General features: G+C 71.3%; 15 protein-coding genes. 6 read left to right on the top strand and 9 right to left on the bottom strand.

Annotated features, from left to right (window positions below; genetic code table 11):
* The first annotated feature begins 85 nt into the window (after positions 1-85).
* The 5 genes from ITJ59_RS16925 to ITJ59_RS16905 all read left to right on the top strand — a co-directional run bounded on the left by ITJ59_RS16925 (position 86) and on the right by ITJ59_RS16905 (position 5,286).
* Positions 86-925, top strand: coding sequence for an ABC transporter ATP-binding protein (locus tag ITJ59_RS16925; protein WP_194652467.1), 840 nt, complete (start codon positions 86-88; stop codon positions 923-925).
* A complete protein-coding gene (locus ITJ59_RS16920; RefSeq protein WP_194652466.1) occupies positions 922-1,719 on the top strand; it encodes an ABC transporter permease in 798 nt (265 codons plus the stop codon). Before ITJ59_RS16925 ends, ITJ59_RS16920 begins: the two co-directional genes overlap by 4 nt.
* A gap of 53 nt (positions 1,720-1,772) precedes the next feature.
* The gene (locus ITJ59_RS19730; protein WP_194652465.1) at positions 1,773-2,978 is read left to right on the top strand and encodes a sensor histidine kinase; all 1,206 of its coding nucleotides are present in this window, start codon (positions 1,773-1,775) and stop codon (positions 2,976-2,978) included.
* Positions 2,975-3,607 carry a response regulator gene (locus ITJ59_RS16910; protein ID WP_194652464.1) on the top strand — a complete coding sequence of 211 codons (633 nt, stop codon included), beginning with the start codon at positions 2,975-2,977 and terminating at the stop codon, positions 3,605-3,607. The genes ITJ59_RS19730 and ITJ59_RS16910 overlap by 4 nt, the downstream gene beginning before the upstream one ends.
* A 77-nt stretch (positions 3,608-3,684) precedes the next feature.
* Positions 3,685-5,286 (top strand): DHA2 family efflux MFS transporter permease subunit, encoded by a 1,602-nt coding sequence (locus ITJ59_RS16905; RefSeq protein ID WP_194652463.1) that lies wholly within the window; start codon positions 3,685-3,687, stop codon positions 5,284-5,286.
* Positions 5,287-5,472: 186 nt separating this feature from the next.
* On the opposite strand, the gene ITJ59_RS16900 is transcribed toward ITJ59_RS16905, so the two are convergent.
* From ITJ59_RS16900 to ITJ59_RS16875, 6 genes are read right to left on the bottom strand one after another with little or no spacing between them, the layout of a single operon-like run.
* On the bottom strand, positions 5,473-7,593 hold the full coding sequence (locus tag ITJ59_RS16900) for a glycoside hydrolase family 36 protein (protein ID WP_194652462.1): 2,121 nt from the start codon (positions 7,591-7,593) through the stop codon (positions 5,473-5,475).
* Positions 7,590-8,483, bottom strand: a complete 894-nt coding sequence (locus tag ITJ59_RS16895; RefSeq protein ID WP_194652461.1) for an ABC transporter ATP-binding protein — start codon at positions 8,481-8,483, stop codon at positions 7,590-7,592. The genes ITJ59_RS16900 and ITJ59_RS16895 overlap by 4 nt, the downstream gene beginning before the upstream one ends.
* Complete coding sequence (locus ITJ59_RS16890; RefSeq protein WP_194652460.1) at positions 8,480-9,352, bottom strand: ABC transporter ATP-binding protein; 873 nt, start codon at positions 9,350-9,352, stop codon at positions 8,480-8,482. The genes ITJ59_RS16895 and ITJ59_RS16890 overlap by 4 nt, the downstream gene beginning before the upstream one ends.
* On the bottom strand, positions 9,349-10,383 hold the full coding sequence (locus ITJ59_RS16885; protein ID WP_194652459.1) for an ABC transporter permease: 1,035 nt from the start codon (positions 10,381-10,383) through the stop codon (positions 9,349-9,351). Before ITJ59_RS16885 ends, ITJ59_RS16890 begins: the two co-directional genes overlap by 4 nt.
* A gap of 12 nt (positions 10,384-10,395) precedes the next feature.
* Positions 10,396-11,385 carry an ABC transporter permease gene (locus ITJ59_RS16880; RefSeq protein WP_111086984.1) on the bottom strand — a complete coding sequence of 330 codons (990 nt, stop codon included), beginning with the start codon at positions 11,383-11,385 and terminating at the stop codon, positions 10,396-10,398.
* Between the two features lie 34 nt (positions 11,386-11,419).
* Positions 11,420-13,105, bottom strand: coding sequence for an ABC transporter substrate-binding protein (locus ITJ59_RS16875; protein WP_194652458.1), 1,686 nt, complete (start codon positions 13,103-13,105; stop codon positions 11,420-11,422).
* A gap of 117 nt (positions 13,106-13,222) precedes the next feature.
* Between ITJ59_RS16875 and ITJ59_RS16870 the strand changes: the two genes are divergently transcribed.
* The gene (locus ITJ59_RS16870; protein ID WP_194652457.1) at positions 13,223-15,889 is read left to right on the top strand and encodes a glycoside hydrolase family 2 protein; all 2,667 of its coding nucleotides are present in this window, start codon (positions 13,223-13,225) and stop codon (positions 15,887-15,889) included.
* A gap of 245 nt (positions 15,890-16,134) precedes the next feature.
* On the opposite strand, the gene ITJ59_RS16865 is transcribed toward ITJ59_RS16870, so the two are convergent.
* From ITJ59_RS16865 to ITJ59_RS16855, 3 genes are all read right to left on the bottom strand, one after another.
* The gene (locus ITJ59_RS16865) at positions 16,135-18,297 is read right to left on the bottom strand and encodes an alpha-galactosidase (RefSeq protein ID WP_323749540.1); all 2,163 of its coding nucleotides are present in this window, start codon (positions 18,295-18,297) and stop codon (positions 16,135-16,137) included.
* On the bottom strand, positions 18,294-20,309 hold the full coding sequence (locus ITJ59_RS16860) for a beta-galactosidase (protein WP_194652456.1): 2,016 nt from the start codon (positions 20,307-20,309) through the stop codon (positions 18,294-18,296). The genes ITJ59_RS16865 and ITJ59_RS16860 overlap by 4 nt, the downstream gene beginning before the upstream one ends.
* 92 nt (positions 20,310-20,401) lie before the next feature.
* Complete coding sequence (locus tag ITJ59_RS16855) at positions 20,402-21,532, bottom strand: ROK family transcriptional regulator (protein WP_194652455.1); 1,131 nt, start codon at positions 21,530-21,532, stop codon at positions 20,402-20,404.
* Between the last annotated feature and the right edge of the window lie 166 nt (positions 21,533-21,698).

Raw genomic sequence — 21,698 nt, 5'->3', positions numbered from 1 at the left:
ACCGTCATGCCATCCCCCGATCGGAGGATGCAGCACCACCGCCCCCACCGATCCCCCGCGGCGCCCCACCGGCCAGGCTGGACCCATGCCCGAGTCCCCCGCCATCGAGGTCCAGCACCTCAGCAAGCAGTACGCCACCGGCAAGGTCGCCGTGAATGACGTCAGCTTCGTCATCCAGCCCGGCGAGACCTTCGCCCTCCTCGGCCCGAACGGCGCCGGCAAGTCCACGACGGTCGAGATCCTCGAGGGGTACCGCTCCCGCACCGCCGGCGAGGTCCGCGTCCTCGGCCACGACCCCGCCCGGACCAGCCGCAGCCACAACGCACGCATCGGCATCGTCCTGCAGACCAGCGCCGAGTCCCCGAACGTCACGGTCGCCGAGCAGCTGAACCACTTCGCGACGCTGTACCCGAAGCACCGCACCACCGAGGAACTCCTCGGGGCAGTCGGGCTCACGGACCAGCGCAACACCCGCATCGCCCGACTCTCCGGTGGCCAGCGCCGCCGCGTGGACGTCGCCCTCGGCATCATCGGCCGCCCCGAGGTCCTGTTCCTCGACGAACCGACCACGGGCTTCGACCCCGAGGCCCGTCGCCAGTTCTGGGACCTCCTGCGCCAGGTGCAGTCCGAGGGCACGACGATCCTGCTCACCACGCACTACCTCGACGAAGCCGCCCAGCTCGCCGACCGGGCCGCGGTGATCGCCGACGGCAAGCTGCTCGACATCGCCCCGATCGACGAGATCGGCGGCGCCGCAGCCCGCACACCACGGGTCCGCTGGCGCGACGACGCCGGCGAACACCACGACGAACGCACGACCGACCCCGTCGCATTGATCCGGAGCCAGGACCAAGCCATGCACGACCTCGAAGTCATCCGCCCGTCCCTCGAGGACGTCTACCTCGGAATGGTGGGCCAGAAGTGAACACCGCGACCAGCCGCATCTCGTACGAGATCCGCTCCTACTTCCGTGCCCCCGACGCGGTCTTCTTCACGTTCCTCTTCCCGATCATCATGCTGGCGCTGTTCTCGGTGGCGTTCAGCAGCGCCCCCGACATCCAGGCAGGCCAGGGCGTCAGCGTCGACTACGCCACGTACTACCTGCCGGGCCTGGTCGCGACGGGCGTCCTGCTCTCCGGCACCCAGTCCCTCGGCGTCGACATCGCGACCGAACGCAGCGACGGCACGCTGAAGCGCCTCGGCGGCACCCCCCTGCCGGTCCTGAGCTACTTCGTCGGCAAGATCGGCATGGTGCTCGTCACCACCGTCGTGCAGACGGCACTGCTGCTCGGGATCGCGAGCCTGGTGTTCGGCGTCGACCTGCCGACCGCCGCGAGCAACTGGGGCGTCTTCGCCGGCGTGATGGTCCTCGGCATCGCCACCAGCTGCGTCCTCGGCATCGCGATCTCGGCGCTCCCCCGCGAGGGCCGCCGCGCCACCGCCACGATCGTTCCCATCGTCCTGGTCCTGCAGTTCATCTCGGGCGTCTACCTGCCCTTCACCCAGTTGCCCGACTGGCTGCAGAACGTCGCCTCCGTCTTCCCCCTGCGCTGGATGGCGTCCGGCATGCGGTCGGTGTTCCTGCCCGACGCGTTCGCGTCCGCCGAGCCGGGAGGCGCGTGGCACCTGGCCCTCGGAACGCTCGTGTTGGTCGCGTGGCTGGTCGGGGGCACGGTGGCCTGCGCACTCACCTTCCGCTGGAACCGCAAGGACTCCTGATGGGGCCTGTGGAGAACCGCTCCGCGGTCCTGCATCGATGGGATGCTGTCGTCATGAGCGGCGAGACGTGGATGCGCAACCGGTGGTTGCACGTCTTCTTCGCGGGCACGATGCTCCTCACCGCTGTGATCACCGCGCTCGGCTGGTCCCCGTGGTCGACCCGCTGGCCGGCCTACCTCGCTGTGGTGGTCCTCGTCGTGGCGTACCTCGCGTTCGGGCACCGTGGCTACGACAGCCCTCGAGCCGCCGCCGCGTTCCTGCCGCTCGTCGTCGTCGCCGCCCTGGTGCTGCCGGCCGTCGTGCCGAGCACCGCGTTCGTGCAGTGCATCGTGTTCCCGCTGGTCTGGGTGCAGACGGAGCGCGTCCGCACCGCGGTCGTGTTGTCCGTCACGGTCGGGCTCGCGAGCGGTATTGGCCTGCAGCTGTCGAGCGGCCCGGACGCCCTGGTCAGCACCCTGCTCATCGAGGGCATCAGCGTGATCGGTGCCTGCGCGATGGGCGTGTGGATCTCGAGCGTCGCCGGTCTGTCCGAGGAACGCCGCCAGCTCGTCGAGGAACTCCGCGCCACCCAGCATTCCCTCGCCGACGCGAACCGCACCGCGGGCATCGCGAGCGAACGGGAGCGCCTGGCCCGCGAGATCCACGACACCGTCGCGCAGAACCTCGCCGGCATCGTCATGCTCACCGAACGGGCTCGCGGGGACCTGGCGAACGACCGCTTCGATGCGCTCGAGGAACGGCTCACCGTCCTCGAGGAGTCCGCCCGCGCCGCCCTCGAGGAATCCCGCGCCCTCGTCGCAGCCGGTGCCGCCGGCATGACCCGCGACAGCCTCGCCGGCGCCCTCCACCGCCTCGCCGAACGGCACACCCGCGAAACGGGGACGCTGGTCACGGTCGACGCCGCGTCCGACTGCGCACTGGATCGCGACGCACAGGTCGTCCTGCTCCGCGTCGCTCAGGAGGCCCTGTCCAACGTCCGCGCGCACGCCGGCTCCGCTTCGGCGCAGGTCCACCTGCTCCCCGAGGACGGGCAGACCGTGCTGCGGATCACGGACGACGGCGCCGGGTTCGACCCCGAGCAGCCCACGGCCGGGCACGGTCTGCGCGGGCTGCGGGAGCGCCTCGCCCTCGCCGGCGGCACCTGCACGATCACGAGCGCCCCGGGCCGGGGCACCGTCGTCGAGGCGACCCTGCCCACCGGGGCCGCACCGGGCCTCCCGTCCGCCGATCGTCACCCCGTGGCGGAGGTGACCCGGTGATCCGCGTCGTGGTCGCCGACGACCACCCGATCGTCCGCTCGGGCATCGTCGCGCTGCTGCAGGACGCCGACGACATCGACGTGGTGGGGCAGGCCAGCGACGGTCGCGCGGCGGTGTCCGTCGTGCTGGCGGAGCGCCCCGACGTCGTGCTGATGGACCTCCGGATGCCCGAGCTCGACGGTGATGCGGCGACGGCGCAGATCCTCGCTGCGGAGCCGGACGCCCGCGTCCTGATCCTGACGACGTACGAGTCCGACGACCAGATCCTCGCGGCCATCGAGGCCGGGGCCACCGGCTACCTGCTCAAGGCGGCCCCGGAGTCCGAGATCCTCGCCGGGGTGCGGGCGACGGCTCGGGGCGAGACGGCACTGGCCCCCTCGGCCGCCGCTGCGCTGGTCCGACGAGCAACGGGTTCGTCGGCCGTGGCTGCTGGCCCGTCCCTGACCCCGCGCGAGCTCGAGGTCCTGCAGCTCGTCGCCCAGGGCAACTCGAACCCGGCGATCGGCCGCGCCCTGTTCCTCAGCGAGACGACGGTGAAGACGCACCTCGGGCACGTGTTCGAGAAGCTCGGCGTGAACGACCGCACCCGTGCAGTGACCCGCGCCATGGAGCTCCGCTTGCTCCCGTGATCCCCCGGTGCGACGGACATCGGGAGCGGGTGTACCTTCAGGTAGTCAGCATGCTGATCATCTGAGAGGACACGCACATGAGCGCCCCAGCCGCAGCTCCCACCACCACCCCGGATCGCCGCCGGTGGATCGGTCTGGTCGTGATCAGCCTGGCGGTCGCGCTCATCATCGTCGACTCCACGATCGTGAACGTCGCGATCCCGAGCATCGTCGCCGACCTCGACATCGGCTCGACCCTCGTGCAGTGGGTGCAGGAGAGCTACACGCTGGTCTTCGCCGCGCTGCTGCTCGTCTTCGGTGCCGTCGCCGATCGCTTCGGTCGCCGACGCCTGCTGACCATCGGCGTGATCCTCTTCGCGGTGGCGTCGGTCCTGGCGGCGCTGTCCCCGACGGGCGAACTGCTCGTGGCGTCCCGCGTGCTGCAGGGTGTCGGTGGCGCGATGGTCCTGCCCACCACCCTGTCGATCCTCAACGCGACGTTCACCGGCAGGGAGCGCGGCATCGCCTTCGCGGTGTGGGGCTCCACGATCGGCGGGATGGTGGCGGTCGGTCCGCTGCTCGGCGGCTGGCTGACGACGGACTTCTCGTGGCGGTGGGCCTTCGGCATCAACGTCCCGATCGTGGCGGTCATCCTGGTCGGCCTCGCGGTCGCCGTGCGGGAGTCGCACGACGCCGAGCACACCGGCCGCATCGACCTCGTCGGCGCCCTGTTGTCCGTGATCGCGAGCGCTGCGCTGGTCTTCGGGCTGATCGAGGGTCGCACCTACGGTTGGTGGACTCCGTCGTCGACACCGCTCACGATCGGCTCGTGGTCGTGGGACGGCCCGGTCTCGCCGATCCCCGTCGCGTTCGTGATCGCGATCGCTGCCGGGGTGGCCTTCGTCGTCCGCTCCCGGCGACGGCAGCGCGCGGGCCGGTCGACGCTCATCGCCCTCGACCTCTTCGGCATCGGCTCGTTCCGGAACGGCTCGATCGCGGCGCTCATCGTGTCGCTCGGCGAGTTCGGCATCATCCTGTCGCTGCCCCTCTGGCTGCAGAACGTCCTCGGCTACTCGGCGCTGCAGACCGGCTTCGTGCTGCTGGCCCTGGCGATCGGGTCGTTCGTCGCGAGCGGGTTCGCGGCCACGGTCGGACAGCGGATCGGGGCGCTGCCGATCGTGCGGATGGGCATCGGCGCCGAGATCGTCGGGGTCGCCGCGATCGGGTTCGCCGTGACCTCGTCGACCCCGTGGTGGGCGATCGTGCCGTGCCTGTTCGTCTACGGCTTCGGCGTCGGACTCGCGACGGCTCAGCTCACCGGCGTCGTGCTGCAGGACGTCCCCGTGGAGCGCAGCGGCGAGGCTTCCGGCGCCCAGAGCACCGCGCGCCAGATCGGTTCGGCACTCGGCATCGCGGTGCTCGGCACGGTGCTGTTCACCTCGACCGGCAGCATCCTCGAGCACCGCTTGCAGGACACCGGCGTCTCGACCTCCCAGGCCGAGAAGATCGCCGACACCGTCGTGCAGTCCTCGGGCGGAGCGATCGCCAGCCTCGAGGGGCAGAACCGCGCCGACGCCGCCGAGGCATTCTCCGACGGCACCCGCGCCGCCGCGTTCTCGGCCGCCGGCTTCCTGGTCATCGGCCTCGGCGCGACCCTGCGGCTCCGCGCCCCGCGCCGCCCCGACGACGACCAGGCGTGACGGGGCGCCTCTTCCTGCCCCACTCCTGACGGTTCTGGTTCACGATCCCCGAGGATCGTGAACCAGAACCGTCACCGGTCGGACGCGGACCCGCGTCCCCCGCGCCGTGGACGCGACCACCGACAGGACGAGAGGCACGGCGCCTGCCTGCACCGCGCCTCCCGTCCGCTCCGACGCGCGCCCCGCTCAGTGCTCCGTGTCCGTCCCCTCCGGTCGCACGCGGAGCACCCGCGCTGTGGGGGTCGCGCCGCCGTTCGCGACCTCGAGCGAGCCCGAGGCGGCGTCCCATGCCACGGTCCACGACCCGAGCGCCGTCGGGAACAGCGGCTCGACGACGACCGCCAGCCCGGCGAATGCCGGCAGCGGCAACGACACCGATCCCGACGCACCGGGCAGCGCCCACACCGACAGGTACAGGTCGCCCGACGCCGCCCGCAGGCCGAGCGCGAGCCAGGGGTCCTCCCAGGCCGGCAGCCCGAGCGGCCACACCGGCACCGACGACTCGATGACCTCGAGCACTGTCCGGTGGGCCTCGATCGCAGAACGCACCACCGCACGCTGCGACGACGACATCTCGTTGAGGTAGCCCGACAGGTACATCCGCCCGAGCACCCCGTTCACGAGCGACAGGTCGAACAGGTCGGGCGACATCGACGGTGCCGGGTACGCCCAGTTCCCCGCCTGCTCGGGCAGCATCGCGGCGGGGGCGGCGGCGGCGATCGACGCGGACAGCACCGGGTCCTGCTGGTCGGAGGTCGACTGCATGTGCAACCGGGACAGCATCGCGGAGTCGGCGCGCATCGCTCCCGAGGCGCAGTTCTCGATGAGCAGCGACGGGTACCGGGCCTGCACGTCGTCGAGCCAGTCGAGCAGCGCACGCTGGTGGTCGAGCATCCCGGCGAACGGCCCGGTCATCGTGTTGTTGTCCATCTTGAAGAACGTCACGCCGAGCGACCCGACCAGTCGATCGACGACCGCGTCGAGGTGCGCCCGCGCGGCCGGTGACCGGAGGTCGAGCAGGTGCCGTCCGTGCTCCGCGACCCGCACACCGCGGTGGTGCACGAAGGCATCCTCCGGCAGCGAGATCGCCAACGGCGAGTGGATGCCGATGACCTCGGGTTCGAGCCAGAGCCCGGCTTGCATCCCCCGCGACCGGATGTGGTCGATGACGAACCCGAGCCCGGTCGGGAACCGCGACGCAGCCTCCTCCCAGGCTCCGACGGTGTCCCACCAGTGCCCCTCGGCGTACCAGCCGGCGTCGATGCAGAACAGGTCCGCTCCGGCCTCGGCGGCGGCGTCGATCAGCGGCAGCAGCTTCTCGGTGGTCGGGTCCCCCATGAGCGTGTTCATGTAGTCGTTGAACACGAGCGGCAGGGCTCGATCGGCCTCGCGCACGTGCCGGAACGCCCGACGCTGCGCCGTGAGCACCTCGAACGCCCCACCGACCGAGCCGGCGATCCCCACCGACACCGGCACCGAGACGAACGGCTGTCCCGGAGCCACGACCGTCGTCCACTGGTGCTCCTGGTCGGTCGGCCCGCTCAGCAGCACGTAGGCGTGCCGCCGGGTCTCGCCGAGCTCGTACAACCACGGCCCGTTGTGCTCGACCTGCCAGACGAGCGCGTAGGGCGCAGCACCAGCGGACGGAGCAGGCGTCAGCACGCCGATCGGCAGCGCCTCGCCCGTCGACCACGACCCCCGGTTCTGCACGACGGCGCGGCTGCGGGGTGGGTGGTGCTGCGCCTCGCGGTCGATCGCCGCGAGTCCGATCGATCGCAGCGGATCGGTCCGCCACCGGCTCTCGGCCGCCCAGTCGTTGTCCGCGTGCACGAGGGCCAGGCCGTCGACGCCGACCCCGGAGTCGGTCAGGAACGCCCCGGTCGCGAACGACGACACGAAGTCCACGACGTGCTCACCGTGCTCGGCGGACACCTCGGTCCACGTCTGGAACGCCGCGACGTCGGCGCGCGCCCGGAACACCGACTCGACCTGGAGGCCCGTGGCAGCGTCCGCCTGCACGATCCGCAACCACGGATCGGTCGCGTCGTCGGACGCACGCCACGACACGGGTCGCAGTCGCGCCCCGATCGTGGAGTCCACGTGCCGGAACCCACCCGGGAACCGCCCGTGTCCGATCGTCGTCAGCTCCACCAGCGGCTGCGGATCGTCAGGCCCATCGAGGAGCACCCCGTCGGCGCGTGCTCCGCCGGCCGCCACGAACGACACGAGCGCTGCGGGCTGGTCGTCGCCGATCCGGAACCGTGCCGAGAACCCTGGGGTGACCCAGTCGGCGAAGACTCCGCTCACCGTGCGCCGACCGGTGCGGGCTCACTGGTCACCCATGCCCCGACCCCGTGGTCGTAGCAGGTGGTGTTGTCGATCTTCGAGCGGTCGAGCGCGCTGCCCGAGGTCACCTTGCGGTCGACGCGCTCGGGGTCGGGGGCGGCCTCGGCGAGCAGCCGGGTGTAGTCGTGCTGCGGGTCGAGGATCACGGCGTCGGAGGGGCCGCGTTCGACGACCCGGCCGCGGTAGAGCACCAGGATCTCGTCGGAGAAGTGCCGTGCGGTCGCCAGGTCGTGCGTGATGTAGAGCACGGCGAGGTGGTCCTCGCGCTGCAGGCGTCCCATCAGGTTGAGCACGCTGAGCCGGATCGACACGTCGAGCATCGACACCGGTTCGTCGGCGATGAGCACCTGGGCCCCGGGAGCGAGTGCCCGGGCGATCGCGACGCGCTGCCGCTGTCCACCGGAGAGCTCGTGGGGGCGGCGGCTCGCGAAGTCCTCGTCGAGGTTGACGCGGCCGAGCAGTTCCCGCACCTTCTCGGCGGTCTCGTCGGCGCCCCGGGCTCGGTGGTGCAGCTGGAGCGGCCGGGCGATGTGGTGCTCGATCGAGTGGAACGGGTTGAGCGACGCGAACGGATCCTGGAACACCATCTGCACGTGCCGGCGGTACATGCTGCCGACGACGGGTGTGCCGTCCTCGAGCCGCACGTCGATCGAGCCGCGGGTGGTGCTCTCGAGCTTGGCGAGCATCCGGGCGATGGTGGACTTGCCCGAGCCGGACTCCCCCACCAACGCCACGGTCTTCCCGGGCAGCAGCTCGAACGACACGTCGTCGACGGCGTGCAGGGTGGTGCGCTTCAGGCCCTTGCGGGTGTGGAAGTCCTTGCCGAGGTGGCTGACGGTCACGCTGGTCATCGGATCTCCTCGTGGACGGCGGCAGCGTGGTCGTCGACGCCGGAGCGGATGAACGCGCCGCGCTCCCCGGACAGGCTCGGGAACGACTGCAGCAGCTTCTGCGTGTACGGGTGCTTCGGGTCGTGCTGGATGACCGAGGCGCGGTCGCACTCGACGACCTCGCCGCGCAGCATGATCGCGATGCGGTCGCTGATCTCGAGCAGCAGCGGCAGGTCGTGCGTGATGAACACGACGGCGAACCCGAGCTCGTCGCGCAGGCGGACGATCTCGCGCAGGATCTCGCGCTGCACCACGACGTCGAGCGCGGTGGTGGGCTCGTCCATGATCATGATCTGCGGTTCGAGCAGCATCGCCATCGCGATCATCACGCGCTGCCGCATGCCGCCGGACAGCTCGTGCGGGTACGCGGTGATGCGGGACGGGTCGACGCCGACGCGGCTCAGGGCGTCCTCGGCGATCGCCCGCCGTTCCTTGCGGGACAGGTCGCGCCGATGTTCCTTCAGCGCGTCGTCGAGCTGCGCCCGGATGGTGGTGACCGGGTTGAGGGCGTTCATCGCGCCCTGGAACACCATCGACAGCTTCGACCAGCGCACGGCCCGCAGCTGTTCGTGCGGCAGGCCGAGCAGGTCGATGTCGGTGCCGTCGCGGTCGTGGAACGTGATGCTGCCCGAGGTGACCTTCGCCGGCGGTCGGTGCAGCCGGGTGATGGCGTAGGCAAGGGTCGTCTTGCCGCAGCCGGACTCCCCCGCGAGCCCGAGGATCTCGCCGGGCGCCAGGGTGAGCGACACGTCCTTGACGGCGTGCACGGGGTGTTCGGTCTCGTAGACGACGTCGAGGTGGTCGATCGTCAGCACGGCTTCGGCGCTCATCGGACGGACTCCTTCGTGGTGCGTGCGGGACGCGAGGCGCGGGCGGCACGCTTGGCGCGACGTTCGCGCCGCCGCTGGGCACGCACGTTCGCGAGTCGTGGGTTGATGACCTCGTCGATCGAGAAGTTCACCAGGGACAGGCCCATGCCGAGCAGGGCGATGAGCAGGCCGGGCGGCACGAACCACCACCAGGCGCCGTTCGCCAGTGCGAAGCCGTTCTGGGCGTAGAAGAGCATGGTGCCGAGCGTCGACGAGTTCGACGCCCCGAGCCCGAGGAACGACAGTCCCGCTTCCCCGAGGATCGCGGCGATCACCGCGAACACGAACTGCGACGCCAGGACGGGCAGCAGGTTCGGCAGGATCTCGACCGCGATGACCCGCCAGGGTCGTTCCCCGGCGACGCGGGCGGCGGAGACGTAGTCGCGGTTGCGGATCGACATCGTCTGCGCGCGCAGGACCCGGGCGGACCCGGCCCACGAGGTGATCGCGAGGACGATGGCGATGGTCCAGAGCCCGCGCGCCTCACGTGGGACCAGGCCCGAGATGACGATGACGAGCGGCAGGCCGGGGATGACGAGGAACACGTTCGAGAACAGCGAGAACGCCTCGTCCATGATCCCGCCCAGGTAGGCGCCGAGGATCCCGAAGAACGCGGACAGCACCGTGGCGAGCACGCCGACGATCAGGCCGATCTGCAGACTGCCCCGGGTGGCGTACGCGAGCTGCGCGAGGACGTCCTGCCCGGTCTGGGTGGTGCCGAGGACGTTCGACCCGCTCGGTCCCTGCAGCCCGGAGTCGCGGATGGTGGTCGGGTCGCCGACGAGCAGCGGACCGATGACCCCGAACAGCGTGACGCCGGCGACGAGGGCGATGCCGGTGACGAGCCACGGGGTCAGGGTCGGCAGGAAGCGGCGGACACCACCCTTCGGTCGTGTCGCGCGGGCCGTGGCGATGCTCCGCGTCGACCCGGCGTCGGCTTCCTCGGCGAGTGCGCCGATCGTGGGTTCGGTGTCCTGCTGGATGTTGGTCATGGCGTGTCCTCCCTAGCTCCGCGCCCGCGTCCGCGGGTCGATGAGCCCGTACAGCAGGTCGACGACGAGGTTCGCGCCGAGGACCGCCAGGGTGATGAACAGGAAGATCCCCTGCATGAGCGCGTAGTCGTTGTTCGTCACGGCGGACAGCAGCTTCGACCCGATGCCCGGGTACGAGAACACTTGCTCGGTGACGACGGAGCCGGACACGATGAACCCGAGGGAGATCGCGAACCCGGCGACCGACGGCAGGACGGCGTTCCGGGCGGCGTAGTTCCGCAGGATCTTGCCGTCGGACAGCCCCTTCGCCTGGGCGGTGGTGATGTAGTCCTCGGACAGCGTCGACACCATCATGTTGCGCATGCCGAGCAGCCACCCACCGAGCGACGCGAGCACGATCGTCACGGCCGGCAGCACGCCGTACTGGATCGCCGAGGCGATGAAGTCCCAGTTGAACCCCGGTGTGAGGATCACGTCGTAGCCGCCCTGCGCCGGGAACAGGTGGATGCCGGTGGCGAAGAAGTACACCAGGATCAGCGCGAGCCAGAAGTACGGCACCGCGGCGAGCAGGGTGGTGGCCGGCACGAACGAGTCGAGCCAGGTGCCCGGACGCCAGCCGACGAATGCACCGAGGCCGACGCCGATGATGGCGGCCAGGATCGTCGCGATGCCGACCAGGGCGATGGTCCACGGCAGCGAGCTCGCGATGACCTCGGTGACGGGCGCCGGGAAGTAGCTGACGGACACCCCGAGGTCACCGCGGAACACGTTGACCAGGTAGTGGCCGTACTGGGAGATCAGCGGCTCCGAGGAATCGCCACCGAGGAGCAGCTCGTACGCCTGCCGTGTCGCCGGGGTCACCTGCCCGCCGCGCTGCTGGAGCTTGGCGAGCAGGATGTCCACCGGGTTCCCGGGCAGCAGCCGCGGGATGATGAAGTTCAGCGTCAACGCTGCCCACAGGGCAACGATGTAGAAGCCGATCTTGCGCAGGAAGTAGGTCATCGTCGAGTGCTCCTCGGTCGCGATCCCATCGTGGTCAGCCCTTCGCCGGCTTCAGTGCCTTGAAGATCTCGGCGTTGTCCGGGCTCGCCCAGACCGCCGGGAAGGCGTAGAGGTCGTCCTTCGTGGGCCAGCCGGTGAACTTCGCCGCGTGGAACTCACTCGTCGTGCCGCCGGTCATCACGGGGATGTACGGCAGGTCCTCGACGATGTGCTGCTGGATCGTGTCGAGCTCGGGCTGCGTCGCGGCGGTGTCGGACGGGTCGATCGTGGCGAGCTTCGCGATGGCCTTGTCGACGTCGGGGTTGCTGTACCGCGAGATGTTCATCGGGGCCGCTGCACCGACCTTCGCCGTGTTCGCCGTCGTGAAGTAGTTGTTGTACAGGTAGTACGGGTTCGCCGTCGGGCCCTGGCCGAGCGAGTCGATCGCGAGCTCGAAGTTGCCCTTGGTCTTCTTGTCGGTCCACTCGTTCCACGACGACTGCTGCGCCTTGAGCTCGATGCCCGCGGCCTTGAGCTGCTGCGTCATCGTGTCGATCGCGGTGATGTAGTCGGTCCAGCCGGTGACGACCTCGACGGTCAGGGACAGCTTCTTGCCGTCCTTGGCGTAGATGCCGTCAGAACCCTTCTTCCACCCGGCGCCCTCGAGCGACGACGCGGCGGCGGCCTTGTCGGCGGTCTCCGGCATCACGGCCGGCTCGATGTCCTTCGAGATGGTGTCCTTCTGCGTCGTGGTGAGCGCGAAGGTCGGCGAGATCTCGCTCGCGGTGTTCTCGAACGCCAGCGAGTTGAGCTGCTTGCGGTTGATCGCGTCGGCGATGGCGTGCCGGACGGCCGGGTCGGTCTGCGGGCCGGTGCAGCCGAGGTCGGTGTTCGCGCAGGTGAGCAGTGCCATCTGGTTCTGGCCGACGGTGATGCCGTCGTAGCCGTTGTAGTTGGCGGGGATGTCGTCCATGTTCGGCACCGGGCCGGTCTGCCAGTCGATCGACCCCTGCTTGAGGGCGTCGGCGCCGGCGGTGTTGCCGGAGAGCGACAGGTAGCGGATGGTCTTCACGGCCGGGGCGCCGCCCCAGTACTTCTTGTTCGCCTCGAGGGTGAAGGCCTGCGCCTTGAAGGTGCCGAGCGTGTACGGGCCGGTGCCGACGGGCTCGCGCACGACGTCGGTGGTCGGGTCGATGCCCTTCCACAGGTGCTCGGGGACGATCCAGGTCTTGCCGAGCAGGTTCGGGCCGAGCACGAACGACGGCTTGTCGAACGTCACGACGACCTTGTCGTCACCGTCGGCCTTCGCGGTGCCGTCGTAGCCGATCGAGTTCAGGGCCTTCTGCTTCGTGAGCATGTCGAGCGTGAACACGACGTCCTTCGACGTGAACGGCTCGCCGTCGCTCCAGGTCGCCCCGTCGCGCAGCGTGATGGTGAGCTGCGTGCCGTCGGTGTTCCACTCGTACGACTTGCCGAGCAGCGGCTTCGGGTCGTTCGTGTTGACGTTGGTGATGAAGAACAGCGACTCGTAGATCGTGCCGACGCCACCGATGTTCGACGGCGACCACGGGTTGAAGTTGATCTGGTAGTCGCCGGACTGTCCGGTGTAGGCGACCAGGGTCGAGGCGGCGTCGTCCTTCGTGCTGGCGCTGCCGCTCGCGCTGCAGCCGCTCAGCGCGAGGCCGGCGGCGAGGAGGACGGCGGCGCCGATGGCGAGCCGTGAACGGGTTGGGTTGAACATCGTTGTCCTCTCGGTCTGCGTCGTCGCAGGATCCACGTTGTGAGCGTGATTGTTACACGCGTAAACTAAGGCGGTCAAGGGGTCGGGTCACGGCCCCGTCACGATTGAGGAGACGCAATGGAGCGGACCACCCTGGACGGCACGTGGACGGTCGAGGCGGTGCACGGCCCGGCGCAGGCCGATGCGCACCGGGAACCGGTCGCCGCGATCGTCCCCGGCTGCGTGCACACCGACCTGCTGCGGGCGGGCCGGATCCCCGACCCGTTCGACGGCGACAACGAGGCCGCGACCCAGTGGATCGGCGACACGGTGTGGCGGTACCGCCGCACCTTCGCGTGGTCGGGCGAGACCGGCACGGGCCCGACCAGGCACGCCCGCCACGACCTCGTCGCCAAGGGGCTCGACACCCTCGCGACGATCGAGCTGAACGGCATCGTCGTCGCCACAACCGCGAACCAGCACCGCACGTACCGGTTCCCCGTCGGGCACCTGCTGCGCCCCGGCGCGAACGAGCTCGTGATCACCTTCGACGCCCCGGTCCCCGCGGCCGAGCGGCTGTCCGCCCTGCACGGCGGCGAACTCCCCCACGTCAACCACCACCCGTACAACGCGCTCCGCAAGAACGCGTCGAACTTCGGCTGGGACTGGGGCATCGACGTCGCCACGAGCGGCATCTGGAAGTCGATCGGCATCGAGTCGTGGAGCGGCGCCCGCATCGCGGCCGTCCGCCCGCTCGTCGACGTCGACGGCACGACCGGCGTGCTCACCGCGCACGTGGACGTCGAGTCCGCAGGTTCCTCCGGCGCCTTCTCCCAGCACATCGGGTCGGCTCCGGTCGCAGGGGTGTCCGGTCGGATCGGCCTGGAGGCGCGGGTCACCCTGACCCCGCACGTCACCGCCGGCGGGGCCGACGGCCACGGCGCCGCCCTGGCCGAGCAGAGCACGTCCGCCCCCGGCGCGAGCGGCACCGAGGCGGCGGCGACGCCCGTCGGGTCCGGCACCGTGCCTCCCGGCCGCCCGTCCGTGCCGGGCGCGACGTCCGTCACCGGCGTGCGCGCCGTCGTCGACGGCACCGCCGTCGTGCGGCTCGAGGTCCCCGACGTCGCCGTCTGGTGGCCGCGCGGCGAGGGCGACCAGCCGTTGTACGACGTCCGGGTCGAGGTCGGCGACGACGTCTGGACCGGCCGCGTCGGATTCCGCACCGTGACGCTCGACACCGCCGCCGACGCCGGTGGCGCGCCGTTCCTGCTGCGGGTGAACGACCGGCCGGTGATCGTCCGGGGCGCGAACTGGATCCCCGACCACGCGTACCTGACCGAGATGACCCCCGAGCGCTACGCCGACCGGATCGACGACGCGATCGAGGCGAACGTCAACCTGCTCCGCATCTGGGGCGGCGGGATCTACGAGTCCGACGACCTGTACGACCGCTGCGACGAGCTCGGCGTGCTCGTCTGGCAGGACTTCCTGTTCGCCTGCGCCGCCTACGCCGAGGAGCCCTGGCTCGCCGACGAGGTCGAGCCCGAGGTCCGCGAAGCCGTCACCCGCCTCAGCCCGCACCCGTCGCTCGTGGTGTGGAACGGCAACAACGAGAACCTCGTCGCGTACGCCGAGTGGGGGTGGCGGCCGTCGCTCGTCGGCCGGACCTGGGGCAACGGGTACTACCGCTCGCTGCTGCCGTCGATCGTCGCCGAGCTCGACCCGACCCGCCCGTACACGCCGGGCAGCCCGTTCTCGTTCGACGAGTACCTGACGCCGAACGACGAGCGGAACGGCAGCGTGCACATCTGGGATGTCTGGAACCGGCTCGACTACCGCGCCTACGCCGACTGGAACCCACGGTTCGTGGCGGAGTTCGGGTTCCAGGGGCCGCCCGCCTGGTCGACCCTGACCGGGGTGGTGCACGACGAGCCGCTCGACCCCGACGGCCACGAGATGCTCGTGCACCAGAAGGCCGACCAGGGCAACCGGAAGCTCGCCGACGGCATGCGCGGGCACCTGCCGATGCCGGCATCCATCGAGGACTGGCACTTCGCGTCGCAGCTCAACCAGGCGCACGCGATCCGCTTCGGCATGGAGTGGTTCCGGTCCCGCACGCCCGACAACACCGGGATGATCGTCTGGCAGCTCAACGACGACTGGCCCGTGGTGTCCTGGGCGCTCGTCGACCACGCGGGCATCCGGAAGCCGGTCTGGTACGCGGTGCGGCAGGCGTACGAGCCGGTGCTGCTCACGGTGCAGCCGTCTGCTGTCGGGGCTGCTGGCGCTGCTGGTGGGCTCGACGTCGTGCTCGTGAACGCGTCCGGGGTGCCGGTCGCCGACGGGGTCACGGTCTCCCGTGTCGCGTTCGACGGCACGATGCTCGCGTCGTCGTCGTTCCCGCTCGCCGCCGCACCCGCCGACGCCGACCGGGTCACACTGCCTTCCTCGCTCGCCGTGCCCGGGGACGCCGGGTCCGAGGTCCTCGTCGTCACCGGAGCGGGGACCCGCACGGTGTTCGACTTCGCCGAGGTCGTCGACCAGGCGCTCGCCCGATCGCCGCTGTCCACCTCGGTCACGGCGACCGACGACGGGGCGGTCGTGACGGTGACGGCGACGTCCTACGCGCGGGACGTCTCGCTGTTCCCGGACCGCGTGGACCCCGCCGCTCGGGTCGACGACGGGCTGGTGTCCCTGCTCGCCGGCGAGTCGGTGACCTTCACGGTGACGGGTGCGCCGGGCATCGGCCCCGAGGCGCTCGTCGGCCCGCTCGTCCTCCGCCACGCGGGCTCGCTCCTCCCCTGACGGGGCGGCCCGTCGCGGTCGGCGCGGGCCATCCACGAGCGGGCGAAACACCCGGGTCCCCACGCCGAGCACCCGGATGGTTCGCCCGCTCGGCATGCACGGACCGCGAGCGGGCGAAACACCCCGGTCCCCACGCCGAGCACCCGGATGGTTCGCCCGCTCGGCATGCACGGACCGCGAGCGGGCGAAATGCCCGGGTCCTCCGGACCCGCACCCGGGCATTTCGCCCGCTCGGCCGGGGCGGGTCAGTCGAGGGCGTGCAGCTCGAGCACGATCGCCGTCGCGGGGGCCAGCAGCGGCAGCCGCGCCCCGACGTCTTCGAGCACCGCACCCGACAGCTCCAGGTGCCCGCGCACGAGCCACGCCGGCGGCACCATGTCGAGCCCGTGCGGCACCCGCAGCCCCGAGACGGGGGCGAGCCGGTACCGCCGCGCCCGGTCGAGCCCCCGCATCCGCAACGGCACCGGCAACGACTGCGGCCCGGTCTCCGTCCGTGCGACCCGCACCAGCGCTCGCGACCGGTCGACGGCCACGACCGAGGTCGCCACGAGCCCGGGGTCACCGAGCTCCAGGTGTCGCAGGCGCCCGGTGTGCAGCAGCCCGCGCTCCCGCTTGTACAACGCCGTCCACGCCCGCAGCCGGTCGAGCTCCGACGGGGACAGCCGGGTGACGTCGGTCTCGATGCCGGCGGACCCGAACAGCGACACCGCCATCCGGAAGTCCAGGTCGAGGTGCCGTCCGGTGGTGTGCGAGACCTCGGGGCCGACGTGCGAGCCGATCAGCTCGAGCGGCAGCAGCGCCTCGGTCCACCGCTGGATCGGCAGGCGTTCGAACGCGTCGTTCGAGTCGGACGGCCACACCCGGTCGGTGCGTTCCAACACGCCGAGGTCGACCCGGGCGCCACCGCTCGCGCACGCCTCGATCTCGAGCCACGGGTGCCGGGCGCGCAGGGCGTCCATCAGCGTCCAGACCCCGCGGGTGTGTGCGTCGATGCCGGCATGTCCGGCGTGGACCGCGTGCACGATGTCGCGGTTCTGGTCCCACTTCACGAAGTCGACGTGGTGCGCCCCGATGACCGCGGACATCGCCTCGAGCACGTGCGCCCGCGCGAGGGGGTTCGCCAGGTCGAGCACGTACTGGTTCCGCCAGGTGCGGACGTCGTCCTCGGGGCGCTGCAGCAGCCACTCGGGGTGCGCGGCTGCGAGCTCGGACACCGGACTCGCCATCTCGGGCTCGAACCACAGCCCGAACTCCATGCCGAGTCCGCGGACCCGGTCGACGAGCGGCCCGAGGCCGTCCGGCCACACCGTCGGGTCGACGCGCCAGTCCCCCAGCGAGGTCGCGTCCGAGCGGCGCCCGAGGAACCAGCCGTCGTCGAGCACGAACCGCTCGACGCCGATGTCCGCCGCGGTCTCGGCCAGGGCCACCAGGGGCGCGAGTTCCTGCCGGAAGTAGACGGCCTCCCAGGTGTTGAGGACCACGGGCCTCGGGCGTTTCGGGTGGCCGGGGCGGCTGCGGAGCGAGTCGTGCAGCCGATCGGACAGGCCGTCGAGCCCGGCGTCGCTCCAGACGAAGACGGCGTCCGGCGCGGCGAAGGACTCCCCCTGCTCGAGGACCACCTCGCCGGCGCGCAGGAGTTCCCCGGCCCCGAGCAGCGGTCGCGCCTCGGCGAGCAGGTCGTACCGGTGCACCGAGTCGGCGCTCCAGGCCAGGTGCACGCCCCAGACCGCACCGGAAGCGTCCGAGAACCCGGGCGTCCCGAGCACGAGCAGCGTCGGGGCGTCGTGACCGGTGCGACCGCGGCGGCTCTCCCGCGCATGGCTGCCGGCGGTCAGGGTCCGCCGCTGCGGGGTGCGCTCCCGGGTCCACCGTCCGGCCAGGTCGAGTACCTCGCCGACCCGTTCGTCGACGGGCAGCGTCGCCTCGAGCGCCTGCAGGTGCACGGGCACGGCGGCCCCGTTCGTCACGGTGTGCCCGACGCGCAGCACGCCGGCGGCATCGAGCCGGAAGGCACTCCGCAGCAGCAGTTCGTCGGACTCCGCGGTCACGACCAGCACGCCCGGCTCCGCGGTCACCTGGACGTCGCGCCACCGCGGCACGAGCGGCAGCCCGTCGACGTGCCCGGCGATGCCCGGCCGCCCCTCCCATCCGTCGCGTTCGGTCGGCAGCACGGTCAGCGGCCAGGCCGCGTCGAGGGCGCTCGGCCCGAGCGGCCGGCCGAGCGCGAGCCGCAGGTCGGGGCCGTCGTCGTCCGCGACGGGTCCGACGTCGCGGCCCCAGTGCAGCACCTCCGGCAGCCCCTCGTCGGTGGTCGCCAGCACGAGCGACACCCCGCCGGCGCGCAGGACGTGCACCCGCCGGCCGTCCACCGCACGCGCCGGCGCTGGCTCGCGTTCCACGACGGTCACGACGCACGCTCCTCGCGCAGGACGCGGACGCGACCGGCGCGCACGACGGTCTCCGGCCCATGGCCGGAGCCGTCGAGCAGGTCCGTGCCGGACGCGACGACCGTGACGTCGTCCGCGCGGTGGTTGACGAGGAACAGGAACACGGATCCGTCGTCGTGGACGCGGCGCACCGCCTCCAGGCCGGGAGGCGCGGTGACCGTCCGCGGGAGCGCGCGCTCCTCGATGACCCGGTCCACGAGCCGCTGGGTGCTCTGGGCAGGCAGCATCGCGGACACGTACCAGGCGCCGCCGCCGACGGCGCGGCGGGTGACCGCTGCGCGGTCCGCGAGCGGGCCGTCCGTGTACCGGAGGACGACGTCGGCGTCCTCGACCACGACGGCCTCGGCCCAGTCGGTGACGGTGCCGCCGTCGTCGAGCGTGCGGGTCTCGTCGCGCTGCAGCGGGGTGAACTCCTCGCTCCAGGCGCCGAGCACCTGCCGGAACGCGCCCGGGTAGCCGCCGGGGCGGATGCGGGCGGTCTCGTCGGCGACGCCGGACAGGTAGGTGACGATGAGGGTCGCGCCGCGGTTGACCACCGCGGCGATCCGTGCGGCGGTGGCGTCGTCGGCGATGAGCATCGTGGGGACGACCACCACGTCGTAGCCGTCGAGGTCGGCGTCCGAGGGCACGACGTCGGTGAGCACCTGCCGGTCGTGGAACGCGGCGTACCAGGCGCGGAGCTCCCGCGAGTACCGCAGTGCTCGGTGCGGTTTCAGCCCGGACTGCACCGCCCAGCCGGACGGCTCGTCGACGACGATCGCGACCCGGGCCGGTTCGACGCGGCTGCCCTGCACGGGGGCGAGGTCGCGGAGTGCCCGGCCGAGCGCGACGACCTCACGCCAGATCCGGGTGCGGGTGCCGGCGTGCGGGACCATCGCGGAGTGGAACTGCTCGGCCCCCGCGGTGGAGGCCCGCCACTGGAAGAACAGTGCGCCGTCGGACCCGCGGGCCACGTGCACGAGCGAGTTCCGCAGGATCTCCCCCGGTTCCTTCGCCCGGTTGCGCTGCTGCCAGCTCGGGCCGCCCGTCGAGTGCTCCATCAGCAGCCAGGGCGTGCGGCCGGCGGTGATGCCGCGCATCCGGTCGGCAGCGAGGGCGAGGTCCTGCTCGCGGTGCGGGTCGTCGACCAGCGTGTAGTGGTCGTTCGCCGGGATCGCGACGTGCTTCGCCCACTCGGCGTAGTCGACGACCTGTGATCCCGCACCGACCATGAAGTTCGTCGTGACGGGGACGTCCGAGTGCTGCTCGATGACGGCCTTCTCGGCATCGAAGTGCCGGAGCAGGGCGTCGGACGAGTACCGCTCGAAGTCCAGGAAGAGGCCGGGGTTCGGCGCACCGCCGACGCCGCGCGGGGGTGAGACCTCGTCGAAGGACGTGTAGGTGTGCCCCCAGAAGGCCGTTCCCCACGCGGCGTTCGCGGTGTCGACGTCCCCGTACCGGTGGGCGAGCCAGCGCCGGAAGTCCGCTGCCGAGTCCTCGCAGTAGCAGCGGCCGTTCCCGCCACCGAGCTCGTTGCTCACGTGCCAGAGCCGGACTGCCGGGTGGTGACCGTAGCGTTCGGCCAGGGCACCGACGATCCGCAGGGCGTGCTCGCGGAAGACGGTGGACGCCGCACACCACCCGAGACGTCCGCCCGGGCGCTCCCGTCGCTCCGTGGCATCCACCGGCAGCACCTCGGGGTGGGCGGTCAGCAGCCAGTTCGGCGGCGCTGCGGTCGGCGTCGCGAGGTCCACGGCGATGCCGTTGTCGTGCAGCAGGGCGATGACGTCGTCGAGCCATTCGAAGGTGTACTCCCCCGGCGACCGCTCGAGCAGCGCCCACGAGAAGACCCCGATCGTGACCAGGTTCACCCCGGCCTCGCGCATCAGGCGGACGTCCTCGAGCCAGACCTCGCGCGGCCACTGTTCAGGGCTGTAGTCGCCGCCGAACGACAGGCCGTCGGTCGGCCACGGGACGGTGGGGGCAGCGGTCACGGCATCTCCTTCGATGGGTGGACCGCACCAGCCTCCCGTCTCCAGCGGCGTTTGTCAACGTGTGTAACTAACGCGCCGTCAGTGCTGCCACATCAGGTCTCGAGCAGCTGGCGGATCGCGAGGACCGCCCCCGCTCGTGCCCACTCCGAGAACTCGAACGGCTGCACCTCGACGGTCACCGGCTGCCGGTACGGCGCCAGGGCCGCACGGAGCGACTCGTCCACAGTGGTCCGTGCCAGGTCGTACACCGGCAGGCCGTCACCGGTCAGGACGATCGCTGCGGGGTCGGCGATGTGCACCGCGGTCGCCAGGACCACACCGAGTGCTCGCCCGGCGTCCTCGAAGGCGGCCACAGCCCGCTCGTCGCCGTCTCGGGCGAGTTCGACGACCTGCTCGTACGACGACCCCTCGCGGCCGGCGTTCCGGACGATCACCGGACTCGGTAGGTAGCTCGAGGCACACCCAGCATGGCCGATGCCGCAGTCGGGTCCTCCGCCGAGGACCGGCAGGTGCCCGATCCGACCCAGCCGCCCGTGCTCGCCGGTGGAGACCTGCCCGTTCACGATGAGTCCGAGACCGAGCCCCTCGCCGACGGTGACCAGGGCCATCGAGCCCCGGCCTGCACCGGCACCGAACCAGTGCTCCTTGACGGTCAGGGCGTGGACGTCGTTCGCCGTGAAGGTCGGCAGTCCCGTTCGCCCTCGCACCATCCGTGCGAAGGGGACGTCGGTCCACGCGAGGAACGGCGACGACGCCACGACGGCCTCGCCGCCCCGGGTGAGCACGTCACCGGGCAGGGACACCCCCACCGCGCAGATCGCCGGGTGCACAGCCCGAAGGCGCTCGTGCACGGTGCTGATCTGGTCGGCCAGGGCCTCAGGCGCGGTCGAGGCGACCGTCTCCTCGTGCAGAGCAAGGACGCGCCCGCCGAGGTCGGTCACCGCGGCGTACAGGCGCTCCCGGGTCAGCTTCACGCCGAGGAACTCCCACTGCCCCGAACTCGACTGCAGGAGCTCCGACGGACGGCCGGTGGCGCCACGGACCCCGGTCCCGACCTCGACGACCAACCGGTGTGACACCAGGATCCGCATCGCCCGGGTCAGGCTCGCCCGTGACAGCCCGAGTGACCGAGCGATCTCGGCACGGGAAAGTGTGCCGTGGATGAGGATCTCCCGCAGCGCCAGGCGGGAGCCCTCGGGCAGTGCCGGCCAGGCTTCGGTCATCGTTCCTCCGTCGTTGGCTGATCCTACGGCTCAGTCCGGAAACGCAGAAAACCCCTGACCAGTACTGGTCAGGGGTTCCCTGGTGTTACCTACGTTAAGTCCGGCGGCGTCCTACTCTCCCACAAGGTCCCCCTTGCAGTACCATCGGCGCTGAGAGGCTTAGCTT

It is taken from the genome of Curtobacterium sp. VKM Ac-1393, from assembly GCF_015350995.1.
Taxonomy (GTDB): domain Bacteria; phylum Actinomycetota; class Actinomycetes; order Actinomycetales; family Microbacteriaceae; genus Curtobacterium.
The sequence above is the reverse complement of the archived record's forward strand: the minus strand, read 5'-3'. Positions and strand labels throughout refer to the sequence as shown.